Source organism: Eubacterium multiforme, assembly GCF_030813415.1.
GTDB lineage: Bacteria > Bacillota > Clostridia > Clostridiales > Clostridiaceae > Clostridium > Clostridium multiforme.
The window spans coordinates 247,025-271,099 of record NZ_JAUSUF010000002.1; the positions used below are offsets into that span (position 1 = coordinate 247,025).

Sequence of the window (24,075 nt, forward strand, 5' to 3'; positions counted from 1 at the left end):
CATTGACTTTTTGGAGTATTCTTATAAAAAAATATATAAAAAAATTAGAGTTTAGAATCAGTTATATTAGCTGCTTCTTCTCTAATCTCTAATGCTATTCCTAAATATTCTTTTGTTGTTTCTATACTTTTATGTCCTAATGCTTTTCTACATAATTCTAAATCTCCTGTATTATCCCATATTCTAGTTACATATGTTTTCCTTAAACTATGTCCACTTATATTGTCTATATCTAATTCCTTTGCGGCGTTAGAAAGAATCTTACTATAAGATTTAGCTTTTATGTATCCATTACCTTTATTTGATTTAAATGCATACTCTGATTTATATTTATTTCTAACATAACTTTTTAACATTTTCTTTAATTTAGGTTTTATTAATACAACTCTTTTTTTAGGTGATTTTCTCTTAGACATAGGATATTTTTTTATATGTTTTAAAAAACTTTTATATTGTTTTTGTTCCTGAATCCTAAGCTCTTCAAATTCTATAGCTTCTTTTAATTCTCCAATAGTTAAATTAACAATATCTTGTAATCTATATCCAGTTGCTACTCCAAGATAAAATAACATCATATTTCTTTCTTTAAAATCACCACTTATTTCTTCAAGCTTATATTTAAATCTTTCATATTCTCTTTCAGGAATAGGTGAGGCTGGTGTTTTTTCATTTCTTAATTTTATTTCTTTCATAAAAAATCACCTCACTTTTGCCTTAATGCTCCATTGACTCTTTTAAAACTATCATGTTTCATGCATTCACTTATACCTTGGCAAGGATCATATATAACAACTTCTTCTTCACATTTACCACATTTATAATCTTTACATAAAGGTGAGAAAAATGAACAAGCACATTTTAATCTGTTTCCTTCCCACTTCATATACATTGGTAATATTCTTTTTTTCATCTTCTCACCTCCTAATTATTATTAAATAAAAAAGAGCTTGCACAAAAATAACAAGCTCTTGAACTAATCTAGTTTAATTATACCTAAACTCTTTTGAAATTTTTTTATTAATTCTTCTATGATATAAGACTATCATATGTTAAGTTAGATATTCAACCATATTTAAGTTTGATTTTAGTTAGAATTTTATATAATCATACTTCGAAATTTCAGATTCTAATTTTTTTATTATTCCTTTTCTTTTAGATATTAAATATTTTTCATTCATTTCCAAATGATCTGCTATAATAGAATTTTTTATTCCTCTAAAATAATATGATGATATTATGTAATACTCTTTTTCAGTTAAATTAGAAACTAAGTTTTCTATCTTTTTTATTTTAAGTTCCTTGCTTCTTTTCAAATATAGAAGGTATTCTATTTTCTTTTCCTTTAAAACTATTTCTGTTTCTACAGATGAACTTATCTTATATGTTTCCCCTGTTTTTTCTTCATAGCTTAAAGCTCCACACCCTTTATATTCATTTTCTATCACATCAATTTCTATATCTATTGCTCTAATATCTTTTATTATATATTTATAACTATTTAAAATTCCTTCTATATTTGTATCAACCATTTGAATACCTCCATATGTAATAATTATGCTAGATTATACTTTTAATATTTATTGTTTACTTATTTATTATATTTGAAATTAATCCTGTACTACATTTAAATGATTCAGCTATTTCTTTTATTGTTTTACCTTGAAATCTATACATCTTTATCATTTCTTCTTCCATAGGTGTAAATCTCTTTTTTCTTCCTGCACCACGATTATTTTTTGATTTTAAATTTTCTATTTCTATTAAAGCTGCTATATATAACTTCTTATATCTTTCTAACTCTTCTTTTAATACTTTAATCTCATTTTTCATATAATCACCTTCATAAATTAAATTCTGAATAAAAATTACTTTCTTACTGTCACAATTTCAAAATTTAATTTATGAATTATCATTACTTTTAATCATTTTTCTTACACCTAAAATTCCAATTAAATTTATAAATAATATCTCTATTGCAATTATGATTTTCCCAAGTCTTATATTATCTATAAATACTACTAATAATATTGATGCTATAACAAAGGATATAATCATTAATAATATTTCTTTTCTCATTTATCTCACATCCTATTTTATTAAATTAATTCTGCATAAAAAATACCGCATATTCATATTGAATACTACGGTATTTTTATAGGTTTATTTATAATTATTATTACAAAAATTAATCTAATTTTTCAACATACTGTTTTGCTTCTATTAATGACATTTGTGTTTGTTCTCGAATTCTTTTTATAGCTTCAACTTCTTTACCAGTTCGTTTTAAATGTATTGCAACTTCTTTTAATTCATCCGAAACCCAATAAGAAGATAAATTATCATGACCTGTTAGTTTGCACAATTTATTTAAACACTCTTCTTGAATTTTTATTTTTTTCTTCAATGTATCAATTGCATTAAATGCCCACAACAAACCAATAATCATAATAAACCAAATAGAGTATTTCATCATATTCACTCCTTATAATCTAATTTCCCTCATATTTTAACACTTATATAAGTAAATTATATCATATTTTGTAAATACCGCACTATTCACTTTTCAAATAACATTTTCTTGCTATTGCGAATTATTTTATATATTCAACTTCTTCCAAAAGTCCATATTCTACATCTAAATCTAATTGTTCTTCAGTATTATTTTGCAAGGTCCTCAATTCTTCCTTATTCATTTCTCTATAAAATAACTGCTTTTCTACCTTAGCTAAAATTACTCTCTCTTCACCACAAAACTCTAAATTTTTATTACACCAATCCTTAGTTCTTTCTTTTTCTGATTCATATGTTGTCACTGCTTCATTATAATCATCAGTTACTAAAACCATTCCTTCTTCATTTGTATAAACTAACCACATTTCATAATTTACTTTATTCACTAATACCTTCCTCCTCAATCCTTTTAATTTGTCTTTTAAGTTTATATGCTACGATATCTGTGAATTTATCATAATCAAAGAAATCAAATTCCTTTAGTTGCTCCATCATTATATAAACATCTGCCATTTCTTCTAACATTGAATCTATATCTTGATGAGCAATTGCTACTGCAAGTTCATTTAGCTCTTCTATTGCCTTATGAGCTTGTGCTTCTTCTCCATAATAATTTACTATCTTTTTTATATTATTCATTAAAACTTCAACTCCTTATTTAATCAGCAATAAATACATGCTTAGTATCTTCACAGTAAAAACTTTCAACTTCCACATTTGATGCTTTAAAAACTTTTCTCATTTTCTTTTCTGCATTATCCCATGATGAAGCAGCAACATAACTTATATGCTCTGATTTCATTATGTTTTTATCACTCCACCTTATCTTATATAAAAGCTTACTCATATTATCAACTCCTAACATCCACTTAATTTTCTTCTCATCTTGCATTTCTTTTTTATAGTGTCACTAACTAAAAATTGATAAGAATTAAGTTCCTTCTCTCTTTTAATTTGTCTACGCCTTATATCCCTTATTGTCATTTCCATCATTTCATGTGGTGTATATTTTTCTAATAAATTCATATAAACTTCTCCTATCTAAATTTAGCAAGATAAATACATTCCATTTCCCCATATATCTAATCTTCTAATTCTATGATTTACAGCTGGTACACTTCTATTTATTTCTTTTGCTATATCCTTTGCTCTATATCCTAACTTGTACATATTTATCAATTGAAAATCTTCATTTTTGCTCCATGATTTATAACGCTTTTTATACTTCTTAGCATCTATCTTTCTTTTTTCTATTAACCACTTAGGTTCAATACCTAATGCATATAATTCAACTTTACTAGCATCCCATGAATCTTGATTATCTTTGAGCCATTTAACTAAATTCTCTAAAGTTATTAAATACATTTTTCTATTAAGTATATTTTTCTTGCTAATTTTAAATTTATTAGTTTTAATCCATTTCCATACAGTTTGTTGAGTTATTCCAAGTATAGCTGCTATATCTGGTGTGGTTAGATATTCACCTTTATACAAAGTTTTCAAGCCTAATTTTCTTGCTTTCGCTATAACAGCAGTTTCTTTTCTTTTTAAATATTTAGCTATCTTCTCTACGCCACTACTTCCCCATTTTTCTAATAGATAATTTATTTCTTTTTCAGTCCACTTTCTTCTTTCTCTTTCAAAGTTATTCAAAAATATTACCTCCTAACTTCTCATTCGATAATTATTTTCTTGTCCATTTATTTCTAAATAAAACCCTTTGCTTGCTTTATACAATCTACTTGCAATTGCTGCATCAAACTCTAATAACCTATCTATATTAAATTCAGTACTTACCATCATTGGTAACTTCTTATTTATTCTAAAATTAACTATTTCAAAAATTATTCTTATATCTGATTCAGTAATTTTCCCCTTAAAGAGATCATCTATGAATAACACTTTTGCATTTTTATATTTATTTATTAGTCTTTGATATTCTTCTGGTTGCATGGCTGCTTGTTTTAATTTAGTTATAACTTCCACATAACTCATATAAACAACACCTATTTTTTCTTTTTTCAGAAGATTTAATGAAACTGCTAATAATAAATGAGTCTTACCTGATCCTGGAGTTCCACAAAACATAATTGAATTATTTTCAGAAGAACAAATATTTTTAAATCTTAATAAATAATTAGTTGCTGTATCTTTCATATTTTTTGTAGTTTGATTAAAACATTCAAAGCTCTTAAGAGTTTTATCTAAATTTTTAAATTCAATATCACTTTGATTCCATATGTCTTGGACCTTCTTCATTTCATAACATGTGCATCTACTCATAACAGGTTGAGACTTATTTTGCTTTTTTTGAATCCATGTAGTTCCACCACAAAATGGACATACTTTACTCGAACTCTTCTGCTCTTTTTCTGTCTTCTTCTGTGAGTTCATATGTTTCTGCTGGTTTAAAATTGCTTCCTGTTGAATTCCCCTTTGTGCAAGTATTCGGTCTAGTGAAGCTATTCCTGTTTCCATTATTGTCATTTGTAACACCATCCTTCTCATTGAGATATGCTTCAAATTTAGTTCCAAATAAGGTTTCTGGTCTTAAATATTTATTCATAACAGAATCATTAATCCATCCATTAACCTTTTTATCTATAACTTTCTTAAAATCTTCTTCTGTAAATCCTTCATCCAATCTAGCCTTAATTAAACTTTGTGTTTTCTTAGTAGTAAATTTATATTTTGTATTAGCCTTTAAGTTTAAATACTCAATAACTCGACTATATATATCTTTAATAGATGGGTCTTTTAATAGATTAATCTTTTGGTTAAACTTTTCAGTTAAAGGGGGTTTAACTTTTGAGTTTAACGGGTTAAACTTTTCGGTTAAAGGGTTAAACTTTTCAGTTGCTTCCTTTTGAGTATCAGATGCTATAAGCTCTTTATATTTTTCACCTACTCCATAAAAAGAAAATGTACCTCCTTCTTTAACTAATTCAAAATCTAAAACGCCTGAGTCAACCAAAGTTTTTAAACGCCTTCTAAGTGCTATTTTGGATTTAATACCTAGTATTGGTAGCTCACTTAATAAGGATTCATATTTAAGCCAATAATATGGTTTATCGTTGATTATTTTTATAGCCATAGCTCCACTATCCTTAAAGTCTATAAAATACCTTAAGATAGCTAAGTCTTTATCATCTAATCCTAGTTCTAGTGCTTTAGCTTGAGAAAAACCCATAAATGTAAATTTCAAATTCACTACCTCCTTTAATGATTCTGTGATATAATTAAGGTGCTTTTATAAATTAGGTGGCTAAGGCCATCTTTTTTTATATCCTTAATTATCAATTTAGTTTTTTGCATAAAAACTCTCCTAAAATGTTGATATAACATGTCCATTTTTAACAGTTAAAAATAATCCTTTAAGAGCTAATAACATAGCTTCTTCTAAAGTTACTTGTTTCATACTATCTCCTCCATAACTTAAATTATGTAATCTCTATAATCTAAGGCTTTAAAGCCTTTTATCTTAAAGTGCTTTATCTTTTAATTCTTTTTCTTCTAATCGCTTTTTAAGTTCTTTTGCTATTTGAGCACTCTTTTCTGGACCATATCTTTTAACAACTATATCTGCTAAAACTTCTGCCATTTTTCGCTCAATAATTTTCATATCCTTTGGAAAATTTAATTCCACTTCCATTTCTTTTGACATGATCATCACTCCTTTATTTCAAACTATGATCTATCATAAAAATTGTTACTCACTATTTTTAATTAATTTTAAATATTGCTTGTCCTATTAATTACCATATTTTATAATTTAAGTATCAGCTACATTAAGCTGAAATACATATAGGTGGTGATTTTATGTGTTTAACTTCACATACTTTCCTTGGTAATGAAGAATTTTCTATTAATTGTCCAAATTGCTTAGAAACTGTAAACGTAAAAGCCAATCAACTTAACAACAATATTATTTGTCCTAGTTGCTGTAAAATTATTAACCTAAAAATTGATGATACCGAAGATTCTATTACCGAAGAATAGTTAAACTATTAATGGCTTTTAAGCTGCTCTTGAACTGGTACTTCTTGAGCAGTTCTTTCTAACTCTTTAATTGCATATTCTAATGCTTTTATATCTTCTCCCCATATTTCATCACTATTCTGATGTTGGTATTCACAATGTTTTTTCAAATCTTTTAATTGTTCAATACAATTTTCTTTATTCATTGAAAGCACTCCCTTATTCAATATTTGCTAAATATTTTTTAGCTAAAATCTTAAGTTCTGATGATCTTCTTTCTAATTTTGTAAAAAACTCAATTATCATGTTAAGCTCATCTTTTTCAGATTCATCAATAACTCCATCTGCAACAATTTTTAATAAAGTTTTTTGAATTGATTTGCTTTCTTCTAAATCATTAGTTGCTGATATAGCAAACCTATAAAGATTATCTATATTTTCTAAATCAATAGGTTGTGTAATCCTTTTACCTATTGGGCATTCATTACAACAGTAATTATTTAATAAGTGTGGTGCATTATAGACATCAGCCATAATTACAACCTTATCTACTGGAACTACTTTGCATAAATCTAATTCATAATCAGTTAATGAATCCTTAGATATAGATAGTTCTTCTGCAGCTCCTTCTCTACTTGTAAATTTAGGATTATACTTTGCTGCTTCTTTTCTTGCTATACAATACACATTTTGTGCTGCTTTAGTTGGTTGTTTTGCCATGTATATTTCCCTCCTTTCGTGAAATAATATAATCAAAGTTTAAAAAACTAGAACTTATTGTTTAAAAAAAAGTTCTAAAATTTGAGATTCATTTAATTCAAGTACTTTAACAATTTCATTTGCTAATGCTATATGAATCTTAGTTTTGCCAGATTCAATTAATGAATAACTAGCCTTACTCTTATAACCTAACATTTCAGACATTTCCTTTTGAGAATATCCTTTTTTTTCTCTAAATTTTGTTAATAATTTAGTATTCATTATAAATCTATCCTTTCATAATAAAGTTTGATTTATTTAAACTTTATATTTGTATTATAGTTCTAGTTTTTTAAACTGTCAATATTTTTAATGCAAAAAGTTTAATTATTTCAAACCTAGCTCTAAATAATCTAATTTATGATAAAATAAAGATAAGTTTAAAAATTTTAAACAGGAGGACTATATATGGATTCTAATATTCTTGGTAAAAGATTAAAACTACTAAGAACCGAGGCTGGTTTAACACAAGAAGAATTTGGTAAAAAATATGCTTTGAAAAAATCTACTATTTCACAATATGAATCAGGATTTAGTAGACCTGATGATGAATTAAAAAAGCAAATAGCTATTGATTATAATGTTTCAATTGATTGGCTTTTAGGTCTTATTGATAGTCGTAAATCGAATATAAATGAATCATCTGAAGAATTGTTAAAAGATAAAAGAACTACTGTTGCTCTACATAATGGCAATGGTATTGATGATGAGCTTCCTGAAGAAGCTAAAAAAGAAATTGAAAACTTTATTGAATTTGTGAAAAATAAATATGGTAAAAAATAAAGGTGCTTAAGCACTTTTATTTATATATGTAAGTGTAAATAAATTGTAAATAGACTAAATTCAAACATTTTAATTTCATACTTAAATCACTTATGCCAAAATATTCATTAAAACAAAAATATATAAATAATTATTAAGGAGGTAATTTAATGACTACTACATTTATCAATGTTTCAATTGACAAACTTATTGTTAATCCTGAAAATTATAGATTTGAATCTGTGGATAATGAAGATTTAGCAATAAAAATAATGTTAGATAAACATAATAAAGCAATTAAAGAATTATTAAAAGATATTTTAGAAAATGGATTGAATCCACTAGAAAGATTATTAGTATTTGAAAAAAATAATAATTATATAGTATTAGAAGGTAATAGAAGAGTAACAGCACTTAAAATAATTAATGATGTTAATATATTAAAAAATATAGATCAAAAATACTTTAAGGAATACTCAAAATTAATTAAAAATACAAAAAATAAATTTTCTTTAGATAAAGTTTCTTGTGCATTAACAGATGATATTCCTGAATCAAATAAGTGGATTGGACTTAAGCATACTGGATCTAATGGAGGAAGGGGAACAATACCTTGGGATACTACTCAAAAAAGAAGATTTTTGAATAACACTACTACTAACAGTAAGTCTAATATTGTTACTTCTTTATATTCTTACATAAAATCAAATAATTATTATTGCGACTCAATAAAACAAAATTTAGATATAATTCCTGTAACTACACTAGAAAGATTATTAAATGATCCTTATGTTAGAGAAAATATTGGTATTGATATCAAAAGAAATACAATTTATAAGTTATATCCAGATATTGAAATAAGCAAACCTTTAAAAAAAGTTTTAAATGATTTGATAAATAAAAAAATTGTAGTAACAGATATTTATACTAAAAGTCATAGAATAGATTACTTAGATACATTTTCTGAAAAGGATTTACCAAATTACTCAACAAAATTAACTTTTCCTATTGAATTATTATGTAATCTAAATATAGATAAATTACCTTTAGGTAATACTGGTGATAATACTAATAGCAATTCTGATGGTAATACTGGTGATAATACTAATAGCAATTCTGATGGTAATACTGGTGATAATACTAATAGCAATTCTGATGGTAATACTGGTGATAATACTAATAGCAATTCTGATGGTAATACTGGTGATAATACTAATAGTAATACTGGTGATAATACTAATAGTAATACTGGTGATAATACTAATAGTAATACTGGTGATAATACTAATAGTAATACTGATGGTAAACGTGATAATAATAATATAAATAAGAGAAAATTTCTTATTCCTAGTACATTTCATGCTAGAATAAATGTACCTAGAATACAGCAAATTTATAAAGAATTAAAAAGATTAGATGTATCTGAATACCCTAATTCAGTTTCAGTTCTTTTTAGAGTATTTTTTGAATTAACTGTAGATGAATATATAGAACAAACTAATTTGCAAGGAATAACAAATAACGATAAACTTAACAAAAAGGTACAAGCGTGTATTGATGACTTAAAGAAAAAAAATTTATTTGATAAATATAAAGCAAAACCTATCAATGTTGCTATATCTACTAATGATAGTTTGTTCTCAATAAATACATTTAATAGTTATGTTCATAATAAACATATGATACCAGATCCTATGCAATTAAAAAATACTTGGAATCAATTTGAATCATTTATTCTAACTTTACTAAATACAACTAAAAAATAAATTCATGGCCTAAAACATATTTTTATGCTAAACTTATATTGTAATTTAATATACTAAGGAGATTATTTTATGGCCATAAAAAATTATTCCCCTTTAAGATATCCTGGGGGAAAAAATAAATTATCTAATTATGTAAAAAACTTAATAGATTTAAATAATGTAAGTGGACATACATACATAGAGCCGTTCGCTGGTGGAGCTGCTGTAGCATTACATTTATTGATAAATGGTTATGTTGATAATATTATAATAAATGATTATGATAGATCAATTTATGCTTTTTGGCGCTGTGTATTAACATACACTAAGAGATTTTGTAAACTTATAGACGATACGCCAATAACAATGGATGAATGGTACAAACAAAAAAAAATCCAAAATAATAAAGAAAATGTTAATTTATTTGAATTAGGTTTTTCAACATTTTTTCTAAATAGAACAAATCGTTCTGGTATAATAAAAGCTGGTGTTATAGGTGGATATAATCAAACTGGTAATTATAAAATGGATTGTAGATTTAATAAATCTGATCTTATAGAACGTATAAAATTAATAGCAAGTTATAAGAGTCATATTAAACTTTATAATTATGATGCTATTAAATTAATAGATAAAATTATAAAGCCTAATTCTGATAAAAGTTTTACTTTTTTTGATCCCCCCTATTATAAGCAAGGGTCAAATTTATATGTAAACTTCTATAAACATGAAGATCATGTTAAATTATCAAATAAAATTAAAGAATTAGATCATAATCACAAATGGATTGTTACCTATGATAATAGTCCAGAAATTTTTGATATTTATAAAGACTTTTCTTTTATACAATATCCACTAAAGTATACAGTTGAAAAAAAATATTTTGGTGTTGAAGTTTTATTTTATTCAAAATATACTAATATAAATTATTTCAGAAATAATACCTAGAATAATTAATCTAGGTATTATTTTTAAGCATTTTAAGAACATACGTTCGTATTTTGTGCTATAATTATCCTATAAATATAATTTATGGGGTGATTAACAAATGAAAAGCCTAACTGATATATATAATTTAATAGAAAAAGAAAACTTAATACTTGAAGAAGTTAATTTTAAAGAACCCAATATAGAAGGTATATATTTTAAAGTGCCAGGGCTCTCTCCTACTATAGGTATTCATAAAAATATAGTACATAATACTAAAAAATATATATCTGTTTTAGCTGAGGAGCTTGGCCATCATTTTACTTCTATAGGTGATTTAACTGCTGAGTGTGTTACTTATGCTCAAAAATTAAATAGAAGTAAACAAGAACTTAGAGCTAGGCGTTTTGCAGCTAATTATTTAATTTCTGATGATGAAATAATTGGAGCAATACTACAAAATATAAATACTATATATGGACTCTCAAGCTATTTTAACGTTACTGAAGAAATTATAAAATATAAACTACTATCAATATATCTAAAAGAAGGTAAATATACTAATAGTATACTTGCTATTATGACTAAGGAGGTAGTTTATGATTGTTGCAATCTATAGTAGAAAGTCAAAATTCACTGGTAAAGGTGATTCTATAGAAAACCAAATAGAAATGTGTAAAGAATACATTAAAACACACATTTCAGATGAAGTTGATTTTCTAGTATATGAAGATGAAGGTTTTAGTGGTGGAAATATTAATAGACCTGAATTTAAAAATCTAATGAATGATATTAAACATAGAAAAATAAATCTTCTTATTTGTTATAGGTTAGATAGGATCAGTAGAAATGTTTCTGACTTCTCTTCTGTTTTAGAAACTTTACAAGAAAATAAAGTTGATTTTATTTCTATAAAAGAACAGTTCGATACTTCTTCTCCTATGGGTAGAGCTATGATATATATTGCTTCTGTATTTGCTCAATTAGAAAGAGAAACTATTGCAGAACGTATTAAAGATAACATGCTTGAAATGGCCAAAAACGGCAAATGGACAGGTGGTAAGATACCATTAGGCTTTAAATCTAATAAAATCACTTACATAGATGATGAAGGTAAGAAAAGACATAAATCATCTTTAGAACATGAGCCTAAAGACTTAGAATTTGTTAAATTTCTTTATGAAAAATATTTAGAACTTGGAAGCCTTCATAAACTTGAAGTATATACTCATCAAAATAATATAAGTTCTATTTCAGGTAAAATATTTGAAAAAAGTACTCTTAAAATAATTCTTCAAAATCCTATATATGTTAAAGCTAATTCAAGTGTAGTTGATTATTTAACTACTAATGGTTGTAAAGTTTATGGTGAAGTTGATAATTTACATTCTCTTCTTAGCTATAATAAAACTGAAAGTATATATAAAAATGGTAAACTTACTAAAGCTAATAAAGAGCCTTCTGAAAGGTTTGCTTCCGTTAGTAATATACTTGGTTATCTTGAACCTGAATTATGGCTTAAAGTACAATTACAGTTTGATAGAAATAAAGATACATTTCCACGCCTTGGTAAGACCCATAATGCTCTTTTAATTGGAAAATTATTTTGTGGAAATTGTAAAAGTAGAATGTTAATACAACATGGTAAAGTTTCAACAAAAACTGGTGAAAAGTTATTTTATTATGTATGCTCCTTAAAAAGAACTTCTAAAAGAAAGTTATGTAATTCTAAAAATATTAGTCTTTCAAAAATTGAAAAAACTGTTTTAAAAACATTAAAAAATCTAAGCTATGATAGCACATTTTTTTTGGATAATTTAAATATTAAGTATAATGATACTTCAAATAATAAAGCTGCTCTTTTATCATTAAATAAATCATTAGAAGATAAAAAATCTCAAATTGATGTTTTAGTAAATAAATTATCTTTGGATCATAATAATTTACTTACTGAAGTTTTATTTGAAAAAATAACTAACCTAAAAAAGGAATGCATTGAATTAAATAATAAAATTAACAGCATAAAAAAAGAAAAGATTAAATTAGAAAATGAATCATTAGAAATTTCTTTTATTGAAACTCTTATTAATAAGTGTTCTTATATAGAAAATCTTTCTCATAATGAACAAAAACAATTAATTGATTCTTTAGTAGATACTATTTACTATTATCCTCCTGATAAAGATGGAAATGATAAAATTAAAATCAATTTTGTAGGATCATTAGATATTATAAAAAATTAAATCTTAATTTAAAATTAAGCTAATCTTAATGTAATATTATAATATTTAAAATAAACTATTTATATTCTAATACAAAGGAGTGAATTATATGACATATTTTCAAAATATCTATTTTGGAAGCTTTGGTTTAATTTTAGGAATAATTTTTTATATTATTAGAGTATATCCTAGTTATATAATGGCCAAAAAAGCAAATCTAAAAAATCCATGGATGATGCTAATACCAATTTTAGGTGAATTACAAATGCTTCATTTAGCAGGTTTATCTTATTGGTACTTTCTTCTTTCATTTATTCCATTTGTAAATTTCATTTTTTCTATAATAGTTTTCTATCGAATTATGAAAAACTTTGGTTTCGGATTAGGAATGACTATATTAGGAATTATATTCTCATTTATAGCATTTTTAACATTCTGGTATATTGTAATAACAAATAGAAATTTTGTTGGAGATATTCCTGAAGAATATCAAGAATATTAGTAAAAATAGAATAATAATTAATATAAAAAACGACCTGAGAAAAAGGTTGTTTTTTTGTTCATGTAGCATGTCCAGTATCAAGTAATATTATATTTTCTGCAAATTCTTTTAATGCATATTGCTGACATACCTTACTACTTAATTTATCATAATTAATATCTTCCTTTGGAATTTTAAGTATTACTACACCATTTTTATCCAATTTTTCTCTTAAATCTTTTGATAAGCTTTCTTTTGCAAGCTTACAAGATCCTGAAAAAGCACCAAGTTCATCTCCATTTCTCTCTCCTTGAATATCTCTAACATTACATCTTTCGCTTACACTTATTCTTGGCCCAAAAGCAGGACATCTTAAAACACACATTGAACAACCATTTCCATACCTTAAACAATTCCCCATAGGACCTGTTGATCCTGTTGTTTCTATAAATACATCTCCTGAAATATAGGTATCATCTGCAAGTATTACTCCTTTAATCTTTTTCCCATCAAAATCTACATCTTTAACACGAGTTTCCATAAAAATTTTTATTCCTGTATCTTTCAAATATTCTCGAGTTGCTCCCTCAATTATATTTACATCATAAAGACTTGCATGTTTATGACCTGGAAAATCTATATTTTTATGTCTTGAATTTTCATCAGTTAATTTTATTAAATCGCCTGCACCTAAAGCTATAAGTTCTTCTGAAGCTGTAAATCTTCCATTGTTTCTCATAATGCCTCCAACATTTCCAAGTCCAAGAAGCAAATCTGTCTTTTCAAATAGTAATACTTCTGCTCCTGCCTTTTTTGCAGTTATAGCAGCTGCAACAGCTCTTTACTTAAAATTACATCAAAAATCTGTAAATTTTATTAATATACAACTTTTAAAAATTTACTAAGTTTATTAAAATTTTTCATTTAAAATTTACCATTTTATATCCATATTTTTAATTAAAAATCAATATATTTTTCGCTTTATTTTATTCAAATTTATACCTTAAAATACAAAATTTATTAAAATTCATTTTAATACACTATTTTATTTATCATTTGTAATAATTTACTAGTATTTTTTATTTAATCCTTTATACTTTCAATTAAATTTTCAATAATGTATTTTTATCAATGTAGATTATTCAGAAAATTCATACTATTATTGTATTGTAAACCTATACATAAACAAAGGAGGAATATTAATGAACGATACATTGTTAAATTTAATAACAAGCAAAGATGAAAATTGGGATAAGAGATGGAAATATAACTGTGCTATTTTTATACTAAGTTATATTTTTATGGGTGCAGTAACAGGAATAACAAATGATTCTTTCGTGTCCTACTTAAACATCACTGTTCCAGATGTAGTTAAAGCCCTTCCAGCTTATGCATCAATAGCAACATTTGCAATAGCCATTATATTATTATTTACAAGTAAAATTGGTTATAAAAAAATAGCCATTGGATCTCCAATAATTTTATTATTAGGATTATTTGCATGTATATATAGTAAAAATCCAACAATCATATTAATTGCTAATATTCTTATAAATATTGGTGCTGCAATGTATGATTGCATATATCCATTAATGTTTACATCATATACTCCTATAGAAGAAAGAACTTCTATGTTCTCAAGGGTTATGTACTGTAATTTAATTAGCCAATCTATATTAACATTTTTTAATGGTAAAATAGTTGTTTGGAAATTTAGTAAAAATTTAAAAATTTCCTATGATCAAGCAGCCCTTTTATCTGAACATCAAAACGAATTAAATCCTATGCAACTATCAGCTTATACATCATCATATAAATTTGTTTTATGGATAGCAGTTATTTTAACAGTTATTTCTTTATTCTTTTTATTCTTCTTAAAGGAACAAGTTCAAGATTATCAAGAAACAAAGGAAGAAATTGCTGAAAGAAAATCTGGCAAAAAATTTGACTTTAAATTACTTGCAAACAAATATGTAATTATGTGGGTAGTTATATTTAGTATAATTAGATTTGGTGCTTTACTTGTAACTCCTTATTTCCCAATTTATTTAAATGATTTCCTACATATTAGTAGAGGTGTTGTTTCAACAATAATAACCTTCTCAACAATCGCTATGGTTTTAGGATATTTTTGCACTCCTTGGCTTGAGAAAAAATTAGGAGCAATAGTTACAATAGCAGTAGCTACAATACTATGTGTTCCTATAATGTTTATAATGCCACATGGTGCTATGTTTGGCGCTAATGTTTCTTGGGCAATTGGAATAATTTTATTCTTTAGATCTGGAATTGCAAATGCTTCTGGTCCAATTGAACTTTCATTGCCACTAACATTTGTTCCAAAAAATTTAGTTCCTACATATAATTCTCTTATATTAATTACAAATTCTGTAGTTGGAATTTTAACTGGATTATTTGGAAGATATGTTTTATTTACAAAGCCTAGTGGATATGGTACAGCATATTATATTGCAGGTGTAGTATATTTATTATGTAGTATAGTATTACTTATAATATTTACTAAAAAATACAACAGACCCTCAAATAATTCAGAAGATGAAGCTAATATAAATTAATTTTATTTTTTATAATAACACTCTACATAAATTTTGTAGAGTGTTATTGATTTTTATCTAATAATCTATAAATTTCACTTTTTTCTTTTTTTAATTCCTCAAACTTTTTATCAATAAATTCATTATTTCCTTTATAAATATCTAATAAAGCTTTAGTAAATATAATATTTATACTCTTTGAAAATGTATAAGTAACATTAAGCTCCTTCTTCATAAATATACCCCCTTTAATCCTAATAATATTAAATATAGTATTCTTGTCCCTAATTTTTGTTACAAATATATTTTTTAAAATTTTTTCAATAATATAAATATGAAATCTGGAATAAACTTTAATATAGGAGGTTTCATATGAAAAAAATAGCTATATATTCAAGAAAATCTAAGGAAACTGATACTGGAGAAAGTATAAAAAACCAAATAAGTTTATGCAAAAATTATTTTAATAGTAGATATAAAGATTGTAACTTTGAAACTTTTATTGATGAAGGCTTTAGTGGTGGAAATACTAATAGACCTGCTTTTAGACGTATGCTAGAACTTTCTAAACTAAAAAAATTTGATATTATTGCTGTTTATAAAATAGATAGAATTGCTAGAAATATAACTGATTTCTTTAATATATATAATGAATTAGAAATTAATAATATTAAATTAGTTAGTATAACAGAAGGCTTTGATGCCACTACTCCTATAGGAAAAATGATGATGACTATACTTGCTGGTTTTGCTGATATGGAGAGAGAAAATATAAGACAAAGAGTTAAAGATAATATGAATGAACTTGCAAAACTTGGAAGATGGAGCGGAGGCACCCCTCCTACTGGTTATACTAGTGAAAGTAAATATATAAATGGCAAAAAAATAACTTATCTTAAACTGTTAGAAACTAAAAAGGAGCTTATAAAAAAAATTTTTAAACTTGCAAGTGAAAATTTTACAACCTATGAGGTAAGTAAAGAAGTAAATATAAGTAATAAAACAATTGCTAATATAATTTCAAATCCAACCTATATTAAATCTGACTTAAAATCTAAATATTATTTAGAAAGCATTGGCTATAAAGTATATGGTGATATTAATGGCAAAGGTTTCCTATCCTATGGAAGAAGACCAAAAAAAAATGGTAAAAAACTTTATAATTCTTCTGGAATGTTTGTTGCAGTAAGCACTCATGAAGGAATTATTGATTCTTCAACCTGGATAAAAGCAAATGAAAACTTAAAAAATCGTGCTTTAACTGGTAGACCTAGAATATCTAATAATTCTTTTTTAGCACATTTAGTAACTTGTACCTGTGGCAGTACTATGTTTATAACTTCTAGTCATACTAAAAAAGATGGATCCAAATCCTATTATTTTAGATGTTCTAATAAAACAAATAAAGAAATACTTTGTAATTCAAGTTTTATTAAAGTATCTCATTTAGAAAAAAAGATTTTAGATATTCTAAGTGAAATATCTTTAGATATAAACTTATTAAAAAAATATACTAATATAGATACTGATAATTATAAAAAAAATATATCAAAACTAAAATATAAATTAAAAAGCAATGAATTTAAAATAGATTCTTTAACTGAAAAACTTTTAATTTTAAATGGTAATACTTTAAGAATTATTAATAATAAAATTAATGAATTATCTAATGAAAATACTATTATAAATGAGAATTTACTACATTTAGAAAAATATCTTATATTAAAACAAAAAGATAATTCTTCAATAGATAATTTTCAAAAAAAACTAAAAAGTATATTAATTATTTTCCACGAACTACCAATAAAAGAAAAACAAAATTTTATAAGAAAAATTATAAAAGAAATTAAATTTGATGGTAATAACTCAGTTCAAATAATATTTAATGATATAATTTGAACTGGGTTGCAACACCTGACCATCCTCCACCAATAATAACGACTCTCATATTAATCTCCTTTCTTCAAATATACTTCTAGGATCTGTCTGAACCTTGCAAAATCTTTTGACTTTATGCCCTTTATATCTTGCTGTACATGCCCCGCATATACCTTCTCCACAGCACATTTTAAAATTATTGCAGCATGATAGTAAAATATCCCCTCTATTTAAACTATCTAGATATTCTATTACCTTTAAAGTAAGTATATCAGCTCCAGCTATATGAATATATGAAACTCCATTTGCAATACATTTATTAATAATATCCTTGCATTCTTTTGAGAGTTCTCCCTTTTCTAATAAACTTTTAGAAGTATTTTTTACATTATATTTTTCTAAAAACTCATCTAAAAAACCCTTTTTAAGTCCACCATAATCTGCAAAAGTTTCTACACTGCAGTCTTGCAACAACAATTTACGTAGTACAGGAACCATTGGCGCTATTCCTATTCCTCTTGCTAGAACTAAACACTTACTTTTATTTTGTTTTTCTATATTTTTTATACCAAAAATTCCATTCCAATAAGGTGCTCTTATATGAATTTCATCTCCAATATTAAATTGTAATAACTTTTTAGTCTTTATGCCTCTAATTTCTACTGCAACAGTAATACTATTTTCATCAATATTTGATTCTAAAACAGAAATAGGTGTATCAAAATATTTATCCTCCTTCTCTGGACATATAAAAATATAACTTCCAGGCTTAACTAAATCTAATGTTAACTTGTGAACAGTTTTAAATTTCAAAACAATTATACTATTATCATAGTTTTTAATATCCAATATTTTGCAAGAGTACTTCTCTCTTCCTTCTTTTGCTTTCATACCATTGTTAAAAAACTCTTGATATATACAAACTCCTTTCCAATTAGAACAATCACAAAAACATTCTCCATGCATTTGAGAACAAATTATACATTCTCCATTTTCTGCTAACTTACAAGGACAAAATTCACTTCCTGCATCAATACAATCAGTTGCTTCTCTAATCATTATTTCTCCTTAAAAATTAATCCTTATATTAGAATATTTTTATAAAAGTAATTTGTTCATATTTAAGAATATTTTTTATTTCATTTGAAGTATATTTATAGCATCTTCATTAGTTATGTCCTGTAATGACTTTAATGGATGTTCCAATTTTCTTTTATTATTTTCTTGTATCTTAAAAGCACCAATTACCTCCCCTTCTTTTATATCTATATATGGTTTAAATACATTAATTTCATATTGAGCATTGTCTTTAGAGAAAGCATTTGTTATCTTCTCATCTTTTACTATAGAACTTAAAACATTATTACCTTCCTTTAATAAAAGTTCTCTAGTCATATCACAATTAAAGGCATACTTATCTTTTATATTATTAAATATTTTTTCTGTTTGATTCCATCTATCTGTGCAGTTTAATACAACAATTATTATGTCTTTTCCTTTATGATTTACAGAAGAAATTAAACATTTACCTGCTCCTCCTGTATATCCAGTTTTTACTCCATTTGCTCCTGGTATTTTCCAAAGTATTTTATTGATATTATTATAATCTCTAGTAAAATTATATTTTTCTTTCTTTATTTCCTTGCTTCCAACAATCTCTCTAAAAACATCATATTTCATTGCTTTAGCTGTTAATATAGCTAAATCATAGGCTGATGAATAGTGATCTTCTGTATCAAGTCCATGTGGAGTTTGAAAATGTGAATCTATTATTCCAATCCCCTTTGCAAAGTGATTCATAATTTCTGAAAACCCTTCAACAGATACTCCTAAGCCTTCTGCTAAAGCTATTGCAGCATCATTTCCTGATCTATACATAAGTCCATATAAAAGCTCTCTAGTTGTTATTTCCTCATTAGCTTTGTACCCTACTTTAGAACCTCTAACAGAAGTTGCATTTTTTGAAACTGTAATTTTTTTATTTAAATCTCCATTTTCTATAACAATTAATGCTGTTAAAACTTTAGTAGTACTTGCCATAGGTACAACTTCAAAGGCATTTTGTTCAAAAAGTATTTGCCCACTTTCACCATCTATTGCTATGGCATTTCTAGCTGAAACTCTAAATTTATCATTATTAAAGGCAAAGGCTTTAATAGCTAACATATTAAATACTATGCAAATTACAGGTATAAACATTAAGTAACGTTTAAACTTCTTCATAAAATCACCTCAATGTTATTTTGTAATAAATTCTATTTAATATACTATTTCATTATGTAGTATATTTTTCCTTATCCTTGACAATACTATAACTAAGGGAGGATAAAAATGAATTTATTTATATTGTTATTAATTATAGTTTTCTTAATTCCAGTTCCTATTAAAGTTAGTATTTTCTATTCTACGGAAGATTATTATATAAAATTATATAAATATAAACTAATTTCAAAGTTAAATAAAAGAAAAGAAAATAAAATTTTACATAAATTAAAGAATTTTATTAATAATATAAATAAAGACTCATTTAAAGATAATTTTTCATTAAAGGACTTTTTTAAAATCTTAATTAAAAATTTTAAAAATTCTAAATTCAAACCAACAATTAAAATAAATGGATTTTTAAATTACTCATTAGGTGATTCCTATAACACAGCAATTTTTAATGGTATTATTTCTTCCATTTTCCCATTTATTTATAGAATATTAAATTTATTTTTTAATGTAAAAAAATCTAAATTTTTAATAAATCCTATTTTTAAAGATAGTAAAATAATAACTTTTAATTATAAAAGTATAATTTTTGTTTCATTAGGGCAAATTATTTATATATGCATAATATTTACAAAATCAATTTTAAAAGCCAAGGAGGTGTCCCTTAGGGAAAATTTATGACTAGAGAACATCCAATTGAAAATTTAATGAAAAGCACTATGGAAAGTATAAGAGATATGGTTGATGTCAATACTATTATTGGAGATGCTGTTGAGACTAGAGATGGAACATATATTATTCCTATATCAAAAGTATCTTTTGGATTTGCATCTGGTGGAAGTGAATTTGATTCTGAAAATAAACTTTCTAAAGATCCAGAAAATGCTTATCCTTTTGGTGGAGGTTCTGGAGCTGGGGTTTCTGTAAAACCAGTTGCATTTCTTGTAGTTAGAGAAAATTCAGTTAGACTTTTACCTGTAGAGCAAAATAGCACTTATGATAGAATTGTTGATACAGTTCCACAAATAATTGAGATATTAAAAGATGCCTTTAATAGTACTATTGGAGATAAAGAATGTAAAAATGGTAAACATAGTTTCGAAGATGGTACTTCCAATAAAATAGATGATAGTTATTTTACATCAAATTGTGATGGCCATAATGTAAAATAACAAAAAAAAAGACATTGCTATACATTTTAATATAGCAATGTCTTTTAATTATCAGTAGTATCTAATACAACCTCATCATCATCCTCTTCTGATTCTTCTTCAAATAAATCTAAGGATGGTAATTCATCAAGGCCAGATAATCCAAACTGTCTTAAAAATTCATCTGTTGTTCCATAAAGAATAGGTCTTCCAGGAACCTCAAGTCTACCAACTTCACAAATAAGTTCTCTCTCTATTAATTTTTGAATTGCACTATCAGATTTAACTCCCCTTATTTCATCAATATCAACTCTTGTAATAGGTTGCTTATAACATATTATTGCAAGACTTTCTAATGATGCTTGACTTAAAGATTGTCTTCTATTTTTCTTTAATAGTTTTTGAATATAGTCACTGTATTCTCTTTTAGTTACTAATTGATATCCACCATTTAAAGTAATAAGTTTTATTCCTCTATTTGATACCTCATAATCTAACATCATTTCTCCTAAAACCTCTTCTGCATATTTAGGAGTTATTTCTAAATTAATGGCTATATCTCTTAAAGAAAGTGGCTCTCCAGTTACAAATAGTACTGCTTCAATTGCAGCTTTTAAAGATTCCTTATTTGAATAATCCATACTCTTAAAATTATCTATATTAGTCATTTCCATTTTCATCACACCTTTTAATAATAATATCACTAAAATTTTGACTTTGATAAACTCTAACTTGTCTTTGTTTTATAAGCTCAAGTAATGCTAAAAAGGTTACAACACATTCTAGCTTACACTCACATTCTTTCATAATATTATTAAATTCTTGTATTTTACAGTCATTAATTTTATCAAGTAAATAATCATATTTATCTTCTACTTTATAAAGGTCAACTCTTATATTTTTTTGTATTACATTCCCTTTATTTTGTTTATTAATATAATTTTCTAATATTTTATTATATATATTATAAAGATCAATTAATGTAATATTTTTAAATATATCTTCATTGTTTACTTTACTTTCCTTCACTTCTTCAATTATTTCTGGCTTTTTTGAATAAGTAACACCTAGTCCTAAAGATATTGATTTAAAATATTCTGTAGATGCTTTAATTTTTTTATATAAAATAAGCTTTTCAACAAGTCTTTTTTCTATGTCCTCTTCATTTTCTTCTAAAACTTTAGCTTTAGGTAAAAGACTTTTTGATTTTATTTCTATTAATGTAGCTGCAATTACTATAAATTCTGATGTTATTTCAAGGTCCATTTCTTTCATAGTATCTAAATATTGTAAATACTGATTTGTTATCTTATAAATTTCTATATTGTATATATTCATTTTATTCTTTTTTATAAGATGCAAAAGCAAATCAAATGGACCCTCAAAATCAGCTACTTTTATCTTAGGTAATTCCATTCTTCTCCCACCTTTCATAGCTAAAACAACATTTTAATTATACACTAAATAAGGTAGTTTTTAAATGAAATTTTAAGGGAACCATACAATTTGTATGATTCCCTTATATATTATTCCTTATCTTTTTCATTGAAAATATTTTTGATTTTAAATTTAATTTTTCCAAATATATTATCTTTCTTTACATCTCTATCTGTATATATATCAACTTCTCCTATTTTTTCTTTTCCCATATATACTTCACACTTACCTACAGTATCTCCACTTTTATATTTATTTTTAATTTCTTTAATATTAATCTTATTTTCAATTTTTCCACTTTGGCCCTTTTCTAAAATTACATTTAAATCTTCTTTTGCTTTAGCAATAAAGTATTTATCAGTATTTTCACCCATATATACTTTACTTATTTCTTCATCCTTTGATAAAACTTTTTTGCCTTCAAATTTAGAGAATCCATGATTTAATAATATACTAGCATCTCTATTTCTTATTTTAAAAGTTGGTGCTCCCATAATTACAGTAAGCATTCTAACTCCATTTCTTGTTGCTGTTGCAGATATACAGTATTTTGCTTCTTGTGTATAACCTGTTTTTAATCCATCACAGCCTTTAAAAAATCTCACAAGTTTATTATGATTTACAAGTTCAATTGGAGATTTTCTTCCTTCTGAAATTGTCTCCATATAAGTTCCTGTATATTTTAATATTTTTTCATGCTTTAGTAATTCCATTGACATTAATGCTATATCTTTAGCAGTTGATAAATGATCCTCAGCTGGAAGACCTGTGCTATTTTTAAAGGTTGTATTTTTCATTCCAAGTTCTTGCGCTCTTTTATTCATTAAGTCAACAAAATCTGATTCAGTTCCTCCTAAATATTCTGCCATTGCAACTGCAGCATCATTTCCTGAAGCAATAGCTATTCCTTTAAGGATTTCCTCAACAGTTCTAATTTCTCCTGTATCTAAGAGCATAGTGCTTCCACCCATTTTCTTTGCATTTTCACTACAGGTTATCTTATCATCAATCTTTATTTTGCCACTATCTACAGCTTCAATAGCTAATAACATTGTCATTATCTTAGTTACAGAAGCTGGTGCAAATTTCTCATCTGAATTTTTTTCATATATTATTTTACCTGTTTTAGGTTCCATAAGCAGAGCTGACTTAGCTTCTATTTTGTTTCCACCTTCTTTTTCTCCCTTTGCAAAGACTTGAATAGATGATAATGGTAACATAAATACTAATAAAGCCATACTTATTATTTTAACTAATTTTTTATAAAAGTTTTTCATAATTAGTATCCTCCTCTCAGAATTAGTATTACCATTTATAGAAAATATAACTCTAATTATTTATTACATAATATGTATTTAAAATCCAATTATTAAAATTATTTTTATATTATAGTTGCTTATCTATGTTCTAAAAACTTATCTAAAGCAATAATTTAATTTTTCTATAAAAAAAGAA

General features: G+C 25.4%; 33 protein-coding genes and 1 pseudogene. 10 read left to right on the plus strand and 24 right to left on the minus strand.

Features of this window, described 5'->3' with window-relative positions; genetic code table 11:
* Positions 1 to 44: 44 nt before the first annotated feature.
* The 17 genes from J2S18_RS05265 to J2S18_RS05345 all read right to left on the minus strand — a co-directional run bounded on the left by J2S18_RS05265 (position 45) and on the right by J2S18_RS05345 (position 7,470).
* The gene (locus tag J2S18_RS05265) at positions 45 to 692 is read right to left on the minus strand and encodes a tyrosine-type recombinase/integrase (protein ID WP_307484188.1); all 648 of its coding nucleotides are present in this window, start codon (positions 690 to 692) and stop codon (positions 45 to 47) included.
* A gap of 11 nt (positions 693 to 703) precedes the next feature.
* Entirely contained in the window at positions 704 to 910 is a 207-nt protein-coding gene (locus J2S18_RS05270; RefSeq protein WP_307484190.1) for a hypothetical protein, read from the minus strand.
* Positions 911 to 1,088: 178 nt separating this feature from the next.
* A complete protein-coding gene (locus J2S18_RS05275) occupies positions 1,089 to 1,529 on the minus strand; it encodes a hypothetical protein (RefSeq protein ID WP_307484193.1) in 441 nt (146 codons plus the stop codon).
* A gap of 55 nt (positions 1,530 to 1,584) precedes the next feature.
* Entirely contained in the window at positions 1,585 to 1,830 is a 246-nt protein-coding gene (locus J2S18_RS05280) for a sigma factor-like helix-turn-helix DNA-binding protein (protein WP_307484195.1), read from the minus strand.
* Between the two features lie 69 nt (positions 1,831 to 1,899).
* The gene (locus J2S18_RS05285; RefSeq protein WP_307484199.1) at positions 1,900 to 2,076 is read right to left on the minus strand and encodes a hypothetical protein; all 177 of its coding nucleotides are present in this window, start codon (positions 2,074 to 2,076) and stop codon (positions 1,900 to 1,902) included.
* A gap of 109 nt (positions 2,077 to 2,185) precedes the next feature.
* Positions 2,186 to 2,470 carry a hypothetical protein gene (locus J2S18_RS05290; protein WP_307484201.1) on the minus strand — a complete coding sequence of 95 codons (285 nt, stop codon included), beginning with the start codon at positions 2,468 to 2,470 and terminating at the stop codon, positions 2,186 to 2,188.
* 121 nt (positions 2,471 to 2,591) lie between these two features.
* Positions 2,592 to 2,897, minus strand: a complete 306-nt coding sequence (locus tag J2S18_RS05295) for a hypothetical protein (RefSeq protein ID WP_307484203.1) — start codon at positions 2,895 to 2,897, stop codon at positions 2,592 to 2,594.
* On the minus strand, positions 2,890 to 3,150 hold the full coding sequence (locus tag J2S18_RS05300) for a MazG nucleotide pyrophosphohydrolase domain-containing protein (protein WP_307484205.1): 261 nt from the start codon (positions 3,148 to 3,150) through the stop codon (positions 2,890 to 2,892). Before J2S18_RS05300 ends, J2S18_RS05295 begins: the two co-directional genes overlap by 8 nt.
* 19 nt (positions 3,151 to 3,169) lie before the next feature.
* Positions 3,170 to 3,358 (minus strand): hypothetical protein, encoded by a 189-nt coding sequence (locus J2S18_RS05305; protein WP_307484208.1) that lies wholly within the window; start codon positions 3,356 to 3,358, stop codon positions 3,170 to 3,172.
* An 11-nt stretch (positions 3,359 to 3,369) separates the two neighbouring features.
* Entirely contained in the window at positions 3,370 to 3,537 is a 168-nt protein-coding gene (locus J2S18_RS05310; RefSeq protein ID WP_307484210.1) for a hypothetical protein, read from the minus strand.
* A gap of 21 nt (positions 3,538 to 3,558) precedes the next feature.
* Positions 3,559 to 4,164: a helix-turn-helix domain-containing protein gene (locus tag J2S18_RS05315; protein ID WP_307484214.1), complete on the minus strand. Its 606-nt coding sequence runs from the start codon at positions 4,162 to 4,164 to the stop codon at positions 3,559 to 3,561.
* A 12-nt stretch (positions 4,165 to 4,176) separates the two neighbouring features.
* Positions 4,177 to 4,905, minus strand: a complete 729-nt coding sequence (locus J2S18_RS05320; RefSeq protein ID WP_307484216.1) for a DnaA ATPase domain-containing protein — start codon at positions 4,903 to 4,905, stop codon at positions 4,177 to 4,179.
* A complete protein-coding gene (locus J2S18_RS05325; RefSeq protein WP_307484218.1) occupies positions 4,859 to 5,716 on the minus strand; it encodes a conserved phage C-terminal domain-containing protein in 858 nt (285 codons plus the stop codon). The genes J2S18_RS05320 and J2S18_RS05325 overlap by 47 nt, the downstream gene beginning before the upstream one ends.
* 276 nt (positions 5,717 to 5,992) lie before the next feature.
* Complete coding sequence (locus J2S18_RS05330) at positions 5,993 to 6,175, minus strand: hypothetical protein (RefSeq protein ID WP_307484221.1); 183 nt, start codon at positions 6,173 to 6,175, stop codon at positions 5,993 to 5,995.
* Between the two features lie 343 nt (positions 6,176 to 6,518).
* A complete protein-coding gene (locus J2S18_RS05335; protein ID WP_307484222.1) occupies positions 6,519 to 6,695 on the minus strand; it encodes a hypothetical protein in 177 nt (58 codons plus the stop codon).
* 13 nt (positions 6,696 to 6,708) lie between these two features.
* Entirely contained in the window at positions 6,709 to 7,209 is a 501-nt protein-coding gene (locus J2S18_RS05340; RefSeq protein WP_307484225.1) for a phage regulatory CII family protein, read from the minus strand.
* A 54-nt stretch (positions 7,210 to 7,263) separates the two neighbouring features.
* Entirely contained in the window at positions 7,264 to 7,470 is a 207-nt protein-coding gene (locus tag J2S18_RS05345; protein ID WP_307484227.1) for a helix-turn-helix domain-containing protein, read from the minus strand.
* 186 nt (positions 7,471 to 7,656) lie between these two features.
* Between J2S18_RS05345 and J2S18_RS05350 the strand changes: the two genes are divergently transcribed.
* The 6 genes from J2S18_RS05350 to J2S18_RS05375 all read left to right on the plus strand — a co-directional run bounded on the left by J2S18_RS05350 (position 7,657) and on the right by J2S18_RS05375 (position 13,406).
* The gene (locus tag J2S18_RS05350; protein ID WP_307484230.1) at positions 7,657 to 8,031 is read left to right on the plus strand and encodes a helix-turn-helix domain-containing protein; all 375 of its coding nucleotides are present in this window, start codon (positions 7,657 to 7,659) and stop codon (positions 8,029 to 8,031) included.
* Positions 8,032 to 8,180: 149 nt separating this feature from the next.
* Positions 8,181 to 9,776, plus strand: coding sequence for a ParB/RepB/Spo0J family partition protein (locus tag J2S18_RS05355; protein WP_307484232.1), 1,596 nt, complete (start codon positions 8,181 to 8,183; stop codon positions 9,774 to 9,776).
* Between the two features lie 69 nt (positions 9,777 to 9,845).
* Positions 9,846 to 10,703, plus strand: a complete 858-nt coding sequence (locus J2S18_RS05360; protein WP_307484235.1) for a DNA adenine methylase — start codon at positions 9,846 to 9,848, stop codon at positions 10,701 to 10,703.
* Between the two features lie 100 nt (positions 10,704 to 10,803).
* Positions 10,804 to 11,301 carry an ImmA/IrrE family metallo-endopeptidase gene (locus J2S18_RS05365; RefSeq protein ID WP_307484238.1) on the plus strand — a complete coding sequence of 166 codons (498 nt, stop codon included), beginning with the start codon at positions 10,804 to 10,806 and terminating at the stop codon, positions 11,299 to 11,301.
* Positions 11,282 to 12,925, plus strand: coding sequence for a recombinase family protein (locus J2S18_RS05370; RefSeq protein ID WP_307484241.1), 1,644 nt, complete (start codon positions 11,282 to 11,284; stop codon positions 12,923 to 12,925). Before J2S18_RS05365 ends, J2S18_RS05370 begins: the two co-directional genes overlap by 20 nt.
* An 88-nt stretch (positions 12,926 to 13,013) precedes the next feature.
* Positions 13,014 to 13,406 (plus strand): DUF5684 domain-containing protein, encoded by a 393-nt coding sequence (locus tag J2S18_RS05375; RefSeq protein WP_307484243.1) that lies wholly within the window; start codon positions 13,014 to 13,016, stop codon positions 13,404 to 13,406.
* A 64-nt stretch (positions 13,407 to 13,470) separates the two neighbouring features.
* Here J2S18_RS05375 and J2S18_RS05380 read toward each other — a convergent pair.
* Positions 13,471 to 14,217: pseudogene (locus J2S18_RS05380) on the minus strand (FAD-dependent oxidoreductase); the annotation flags it as partial.
* A 370-nt stretch (positions 14,218 to 14,587) separates the two neighbouring features.
* Here J2S18_RS05380 and J2S18_RS05385 point away from each other — a divergent pair.
* Positions 14,588 to 15,961, plus strand: coding sequence for an MFS transporter (locus J2S18_RS05385; RefSeq protein ID WP_307484246.1), 1,374 nt, complete (start codon positions 14,588 to 14,590; stop codon positions 15,959 to 15,961).
* Positions 15,962 to 16,004: 43 nt separating this feature from the next.
* Here the strand turns inward: J2S18_RS05385 and J2S18_RS05390 are convergent, their stop codons facing one another.
* Positions 16,005 to 16,175 carry a hypothetical protein gene (locus J2S18_RS05390; protein WP_307484249.1) on the minus strand — a complete coding sequence of 57 codons (171 nt, stop codon included), beginning with the start codon at positions 16,173 to 16,175 and terminating at the stop codon, positions 16,005 to 16,007.
* 137 nt (positions 16,176 to 16,312) lie between these two features.
* Between J2S18_RS05390 and J2S18_RS05395 the strand changes: the two genes are divergently transcribed.
* Positions 16,313 to 17,839, plus strand: coding sequence for a recombinase family protein (locus J2S18_RS05395; protein ID WP_307484252.1), 1,527 nt, complete (start codon positions 16,313 to 16,315; stop codon positions 17,837 to 17,839).
* Between the two features lie 45 nt (positions 17,840 to 17,884).
* Here the strand turns inward: J2S18_RS05395 and J2S18_RS05400 are convergent, their stop codons facing one another.
* Together J2S18_RS05400 and J2S18_RS05405 are read right to left on the minus strand one after the other, a co-directional pair.
* A complete protein-coding gene (locus tag J2S18_RS05400; protein ID WP_307484255.1) occupies positions 17,885 to 18,877 on the minus strand; it encodes a sulfide/dihydroorotate dehydrogenase-like FAD/NAD-binding protein in 993 nt (330 codons plus the stop codon).
* Positions 18,878 to 18,952: 75 nt separating this feature from the next.
* Positions 18,953 to 19,984 (minus strand): D-alanyl-D-alanine carboxypeptidase family protein, encoded by a 1,032-nt coding sequence (locus J2S18_RS05405; RefSeq protein ID WP_370873765.1) that lies wholly within the window; start codon positions 19,982 to 19,984, stop codon positions 18,953 to 18,955.
* 165 nt (positions 19,985 to 20,149) lie between these two features.
* Here J2S18_RS05405 and J2S18_RS05410 point away from each other — a divergent pair, with 165 nt between their 5' ends.
* Entirely contained in the window at positions 20,150 to 20,713 is a 564-nt protein-coding gene (locus J2S18_RS05410; protein WP_307484258.1) for a DUF2953 domain-containing protein, read from the plus strand.
* Positions 20,710 to 21,204: a GerW family sporulation protein gene (ytfJ, locus tag J2S18_RS05415; RefSeq protein ID WP_307484261.1), complete on the plus strand. Its 495-nt coding sequence runs from the start codon at positions 20,710 to 20,712 to the stop codon at positions 21,202 to 21,204. Before J2S18_RS05410 ends, ytfJ begins: the two co-directional genes overlap by 4 nt.
* Before the next feature lie 44 nt (positions 21,205 to 21,248).
* Here ytfJ and scpB read toward each other — a convergent pair whose 3' ends face one another.
* The 3 genes from scpB to J2S18_RS05430 all read right to left on the minus strand — a co-directional run bounded on the left by scpB (position 21,249) and on the right by J2S18_RS05430 (position 23,840).
* Entirely contained in the window at positions 21,249 to 21,851 is a 603-nt protein-coding gene (scpB, locus tag J2S18_RS05420; RefSeq protein WP_307484632.1) for an SMC-Scp complex subunit ScpB, read from the minus strand.
* Entirely contained in the window at positions 21,844 to 22,599 is a 756-nt protein-coding gene (locus J2S18_RS05425; protein ID WP_307484264.1) for a segregation/condensation protein A, read from the minus strand. The genes scpB and J2S18_RS05425 overlap by 8 nt, the downstream gene beginning before the upstream one ends.
* A 110-nt stretch (positions 22,600 to 22,709) precedes the next feature.
* Positions 22,710 to 23,840 (minus strand): D-alanyl-D-alanine carboxypeptidase family protein, encoded by a 1,131-nt coding sequence (locus J2S18_RS05430; protein WP_307484635.1) that lies wholly within the window; start codon positions 23,838 to 23,840, stop codon positions 22,710 to 22,712.
* Positions 23,841 to 24,075: the final 235 nt, after the last annotated feature.

Coding starts and splice junctions, on each gene's coding strand:
- J2S18_RS05265 (WP_307484188.1), bottom strand. CDS start 692: ATGAAAGAAATAAAATTAAGAAATGAAAAAACACCAGCCTCACCTATT.
- J2S18_RS05270 (WP_307484190.1), bottom strand. CDS start 910: ATGAAAAAAAGAATATTACCAATGTATATGAAGTGGGAAGGAAACAGA.
- J2S18_RS05275 (WP_307484193.1), bottom strand. CDS start 1,529: ATGGTTGATACAAATATAGAAGGAATTTTAAATAGTTATAAATATATA.
- J2S18_RS05280 (WP_307484195.1), bottom strand. CDS start 1,830: ATGAAAAATGAGATTAAAGTATTAAAAGAAGAGTTAGAAAGATATAAG.
- J2S18_RS05285 (WP_307484199.1), bottom strand. CDS start 2,076: ATGAGAAAAGAAATATTATTAATGATTATATCCTTTGTTATAGCATCA.
- J2S18_RS05290 (WP_307484201.1), bottom strand. CDS start 2,470: ATGAAATACTCTATTTGGTTTATTATGATTATTGGTTTGTTGTGGGCA.
- J2S18_RS05300 (WP_307484205.1), bottom strand. CDS start 3,150: ATGAATAATATAAAAAAGATAGTAAATTATTATGGAGAAGAAGCACAA.
- J2S18_RS05305 (WP_307484208.1), bottom strand. CDS start 3,358: ATGAGTAAGCTTTTATATAAGATAAGGTGGAGTGATAAAAACATAATG.
- J2S18_RS05310 (WP_307484210.1), bottom strand. CDS start 3,537: ATGAATTTATTAGAAAAATATACACCACATGAAATGATGGAAATGACA.
- J2S18_RS05320 (WP_307484216.1), bottom strand. CDS start 4,905: ATGAACTCACAGAAGAAGACAGAAAAAGAGCAGAAGAGTTCGAGTAAA.
- J2S18_RS05330 (WP_307484221.1), bottom strand. CDS start 6,175: ATGTCAAAAGAAATGGAAGTGGAATTAAATTTTCCAAAGGATATGAAA.
- J2S18_RS05335 (WP_307484222.1), bottom strand. CDS start 6,695: ATGAATAAAGAAAATTGTATTGAACAATTAAAAGATTTGAAAAAACAT.
- J2S18_RS05340 (WP_307484225.1), bottom strand. CDS start 7,209: ATGGCAAAACAACCAACTAAAGCAGCACAAAATGTGTATTGTATAGCA.
- J2S18_RS05345 (WP_307484227.1), bottom strand. CDS start 7,470: ATGAATACTAAATTATTAACAAAATTTAGAGAAAAAAAAGGATATTCT.
- J2S18_RS05350 (WP_307484230.1), top strand. CDS start 7,657: ATGGATTCTAATATTCTTGGTAAAAGATTAAAACTACTAAGAACCGAG.
- J2S18_RS05355 (WP_307484232.1), top strand. CDS start 8,181: ATGACTACTACATTTATCAATGTTTCAATTGACAAACTTATTGTTAAT.
- J2S18_RS05360 (WP_307484235.1), top strand. CDS start 9,846: ATGGCCATAAAAAATTATTCCCCTTTAAGATATCCTGGGGGAAAAAAT.
- J2S18_RS05365 (WP_307484238.1), top strand. CDS start 10,804: ATGAAAAGCCTAACTGATATATATAATTTAATAGAAAAAGAAAACTTA.
- J2S18_RS05370 (WP_307484241.1), top strand. CDS start 11,282: ATGATTGTTGCAATCTATAGTAGAAAGTCAAAATTCACTGGTAAAGGT.
- J2S18_RS05375 (WP_307484243.1), top strand. CDS start 13,014: ATGACATATTTTCAAAATATCTATTTTGGAAGCTTTGGTTTAATTTTA.
- J2S18_RS05385 (WP_307484246.1), top strand. CDS start 14,588: ATGAACGATACATTGTTAAATTTAATAACAAGCAAAGATGAAAATTGG.
- J2S18_RS05390 (WP_307484249.1), bottom strand. CDS start 16,175: ATGAAGAAGGAGCTTAATGTTACTTATACATTTTCAAAGAGTATAAAT.
- J2S18_RS05395 (WP_307484252.1), top strand. CDS start 16,313: ATGAAAAAAATAGCTATATATTCAAGAAAATCTAAGGAAACTGATACT.
- J2S18_RS05400 (WP_307484255.1), bottom strand. CDS start 18,877: ATGATTAGAGAAGCAACTGATTGTATTGATGCAGGAAGTGAATTTTGT.
- J2S18_RS05405 (WP_370873765.1), bottom strand. CDS start 19,984: ATGTTAGCTATTAAAGCCTTTGCCTTTAATAATGATAAATTTAGAGTT.
- J2S18_RS05410 (WP_307484258.1), top strand. CDS start 20,150: ATGAATTTATTTATATTGTTATTAATTATAGTTTTCTTAATTCCAGTT.
- ytfJ (WP_307484261.1), top strand. CDS start 20,710: ATGACTAGAGAACATCCAATTGAAAATTTAATGAAAAGCACTATGGAA.
- scpB (WP_307484632.1), bottom strand. CDS start 21,851: ATGACTAATATAGATAATTTTAAGAGTATGGATTATTCAAATAAGGAA.
- J2S18_RS05425 (WP_307484264.1), bottom strand. CDS start 22,599: ATGGAATTACCTAAGATAAAAGTAGCTGATTTTGAGGGTCCATTTGAT.
- J2S18_RS05430 (WP_307484635.1), bottom strand. CDS start 23,840: ATGTTACCATTATCATCTATTCAAGTCTTTGCAAAGGGAGAAAAAGAA.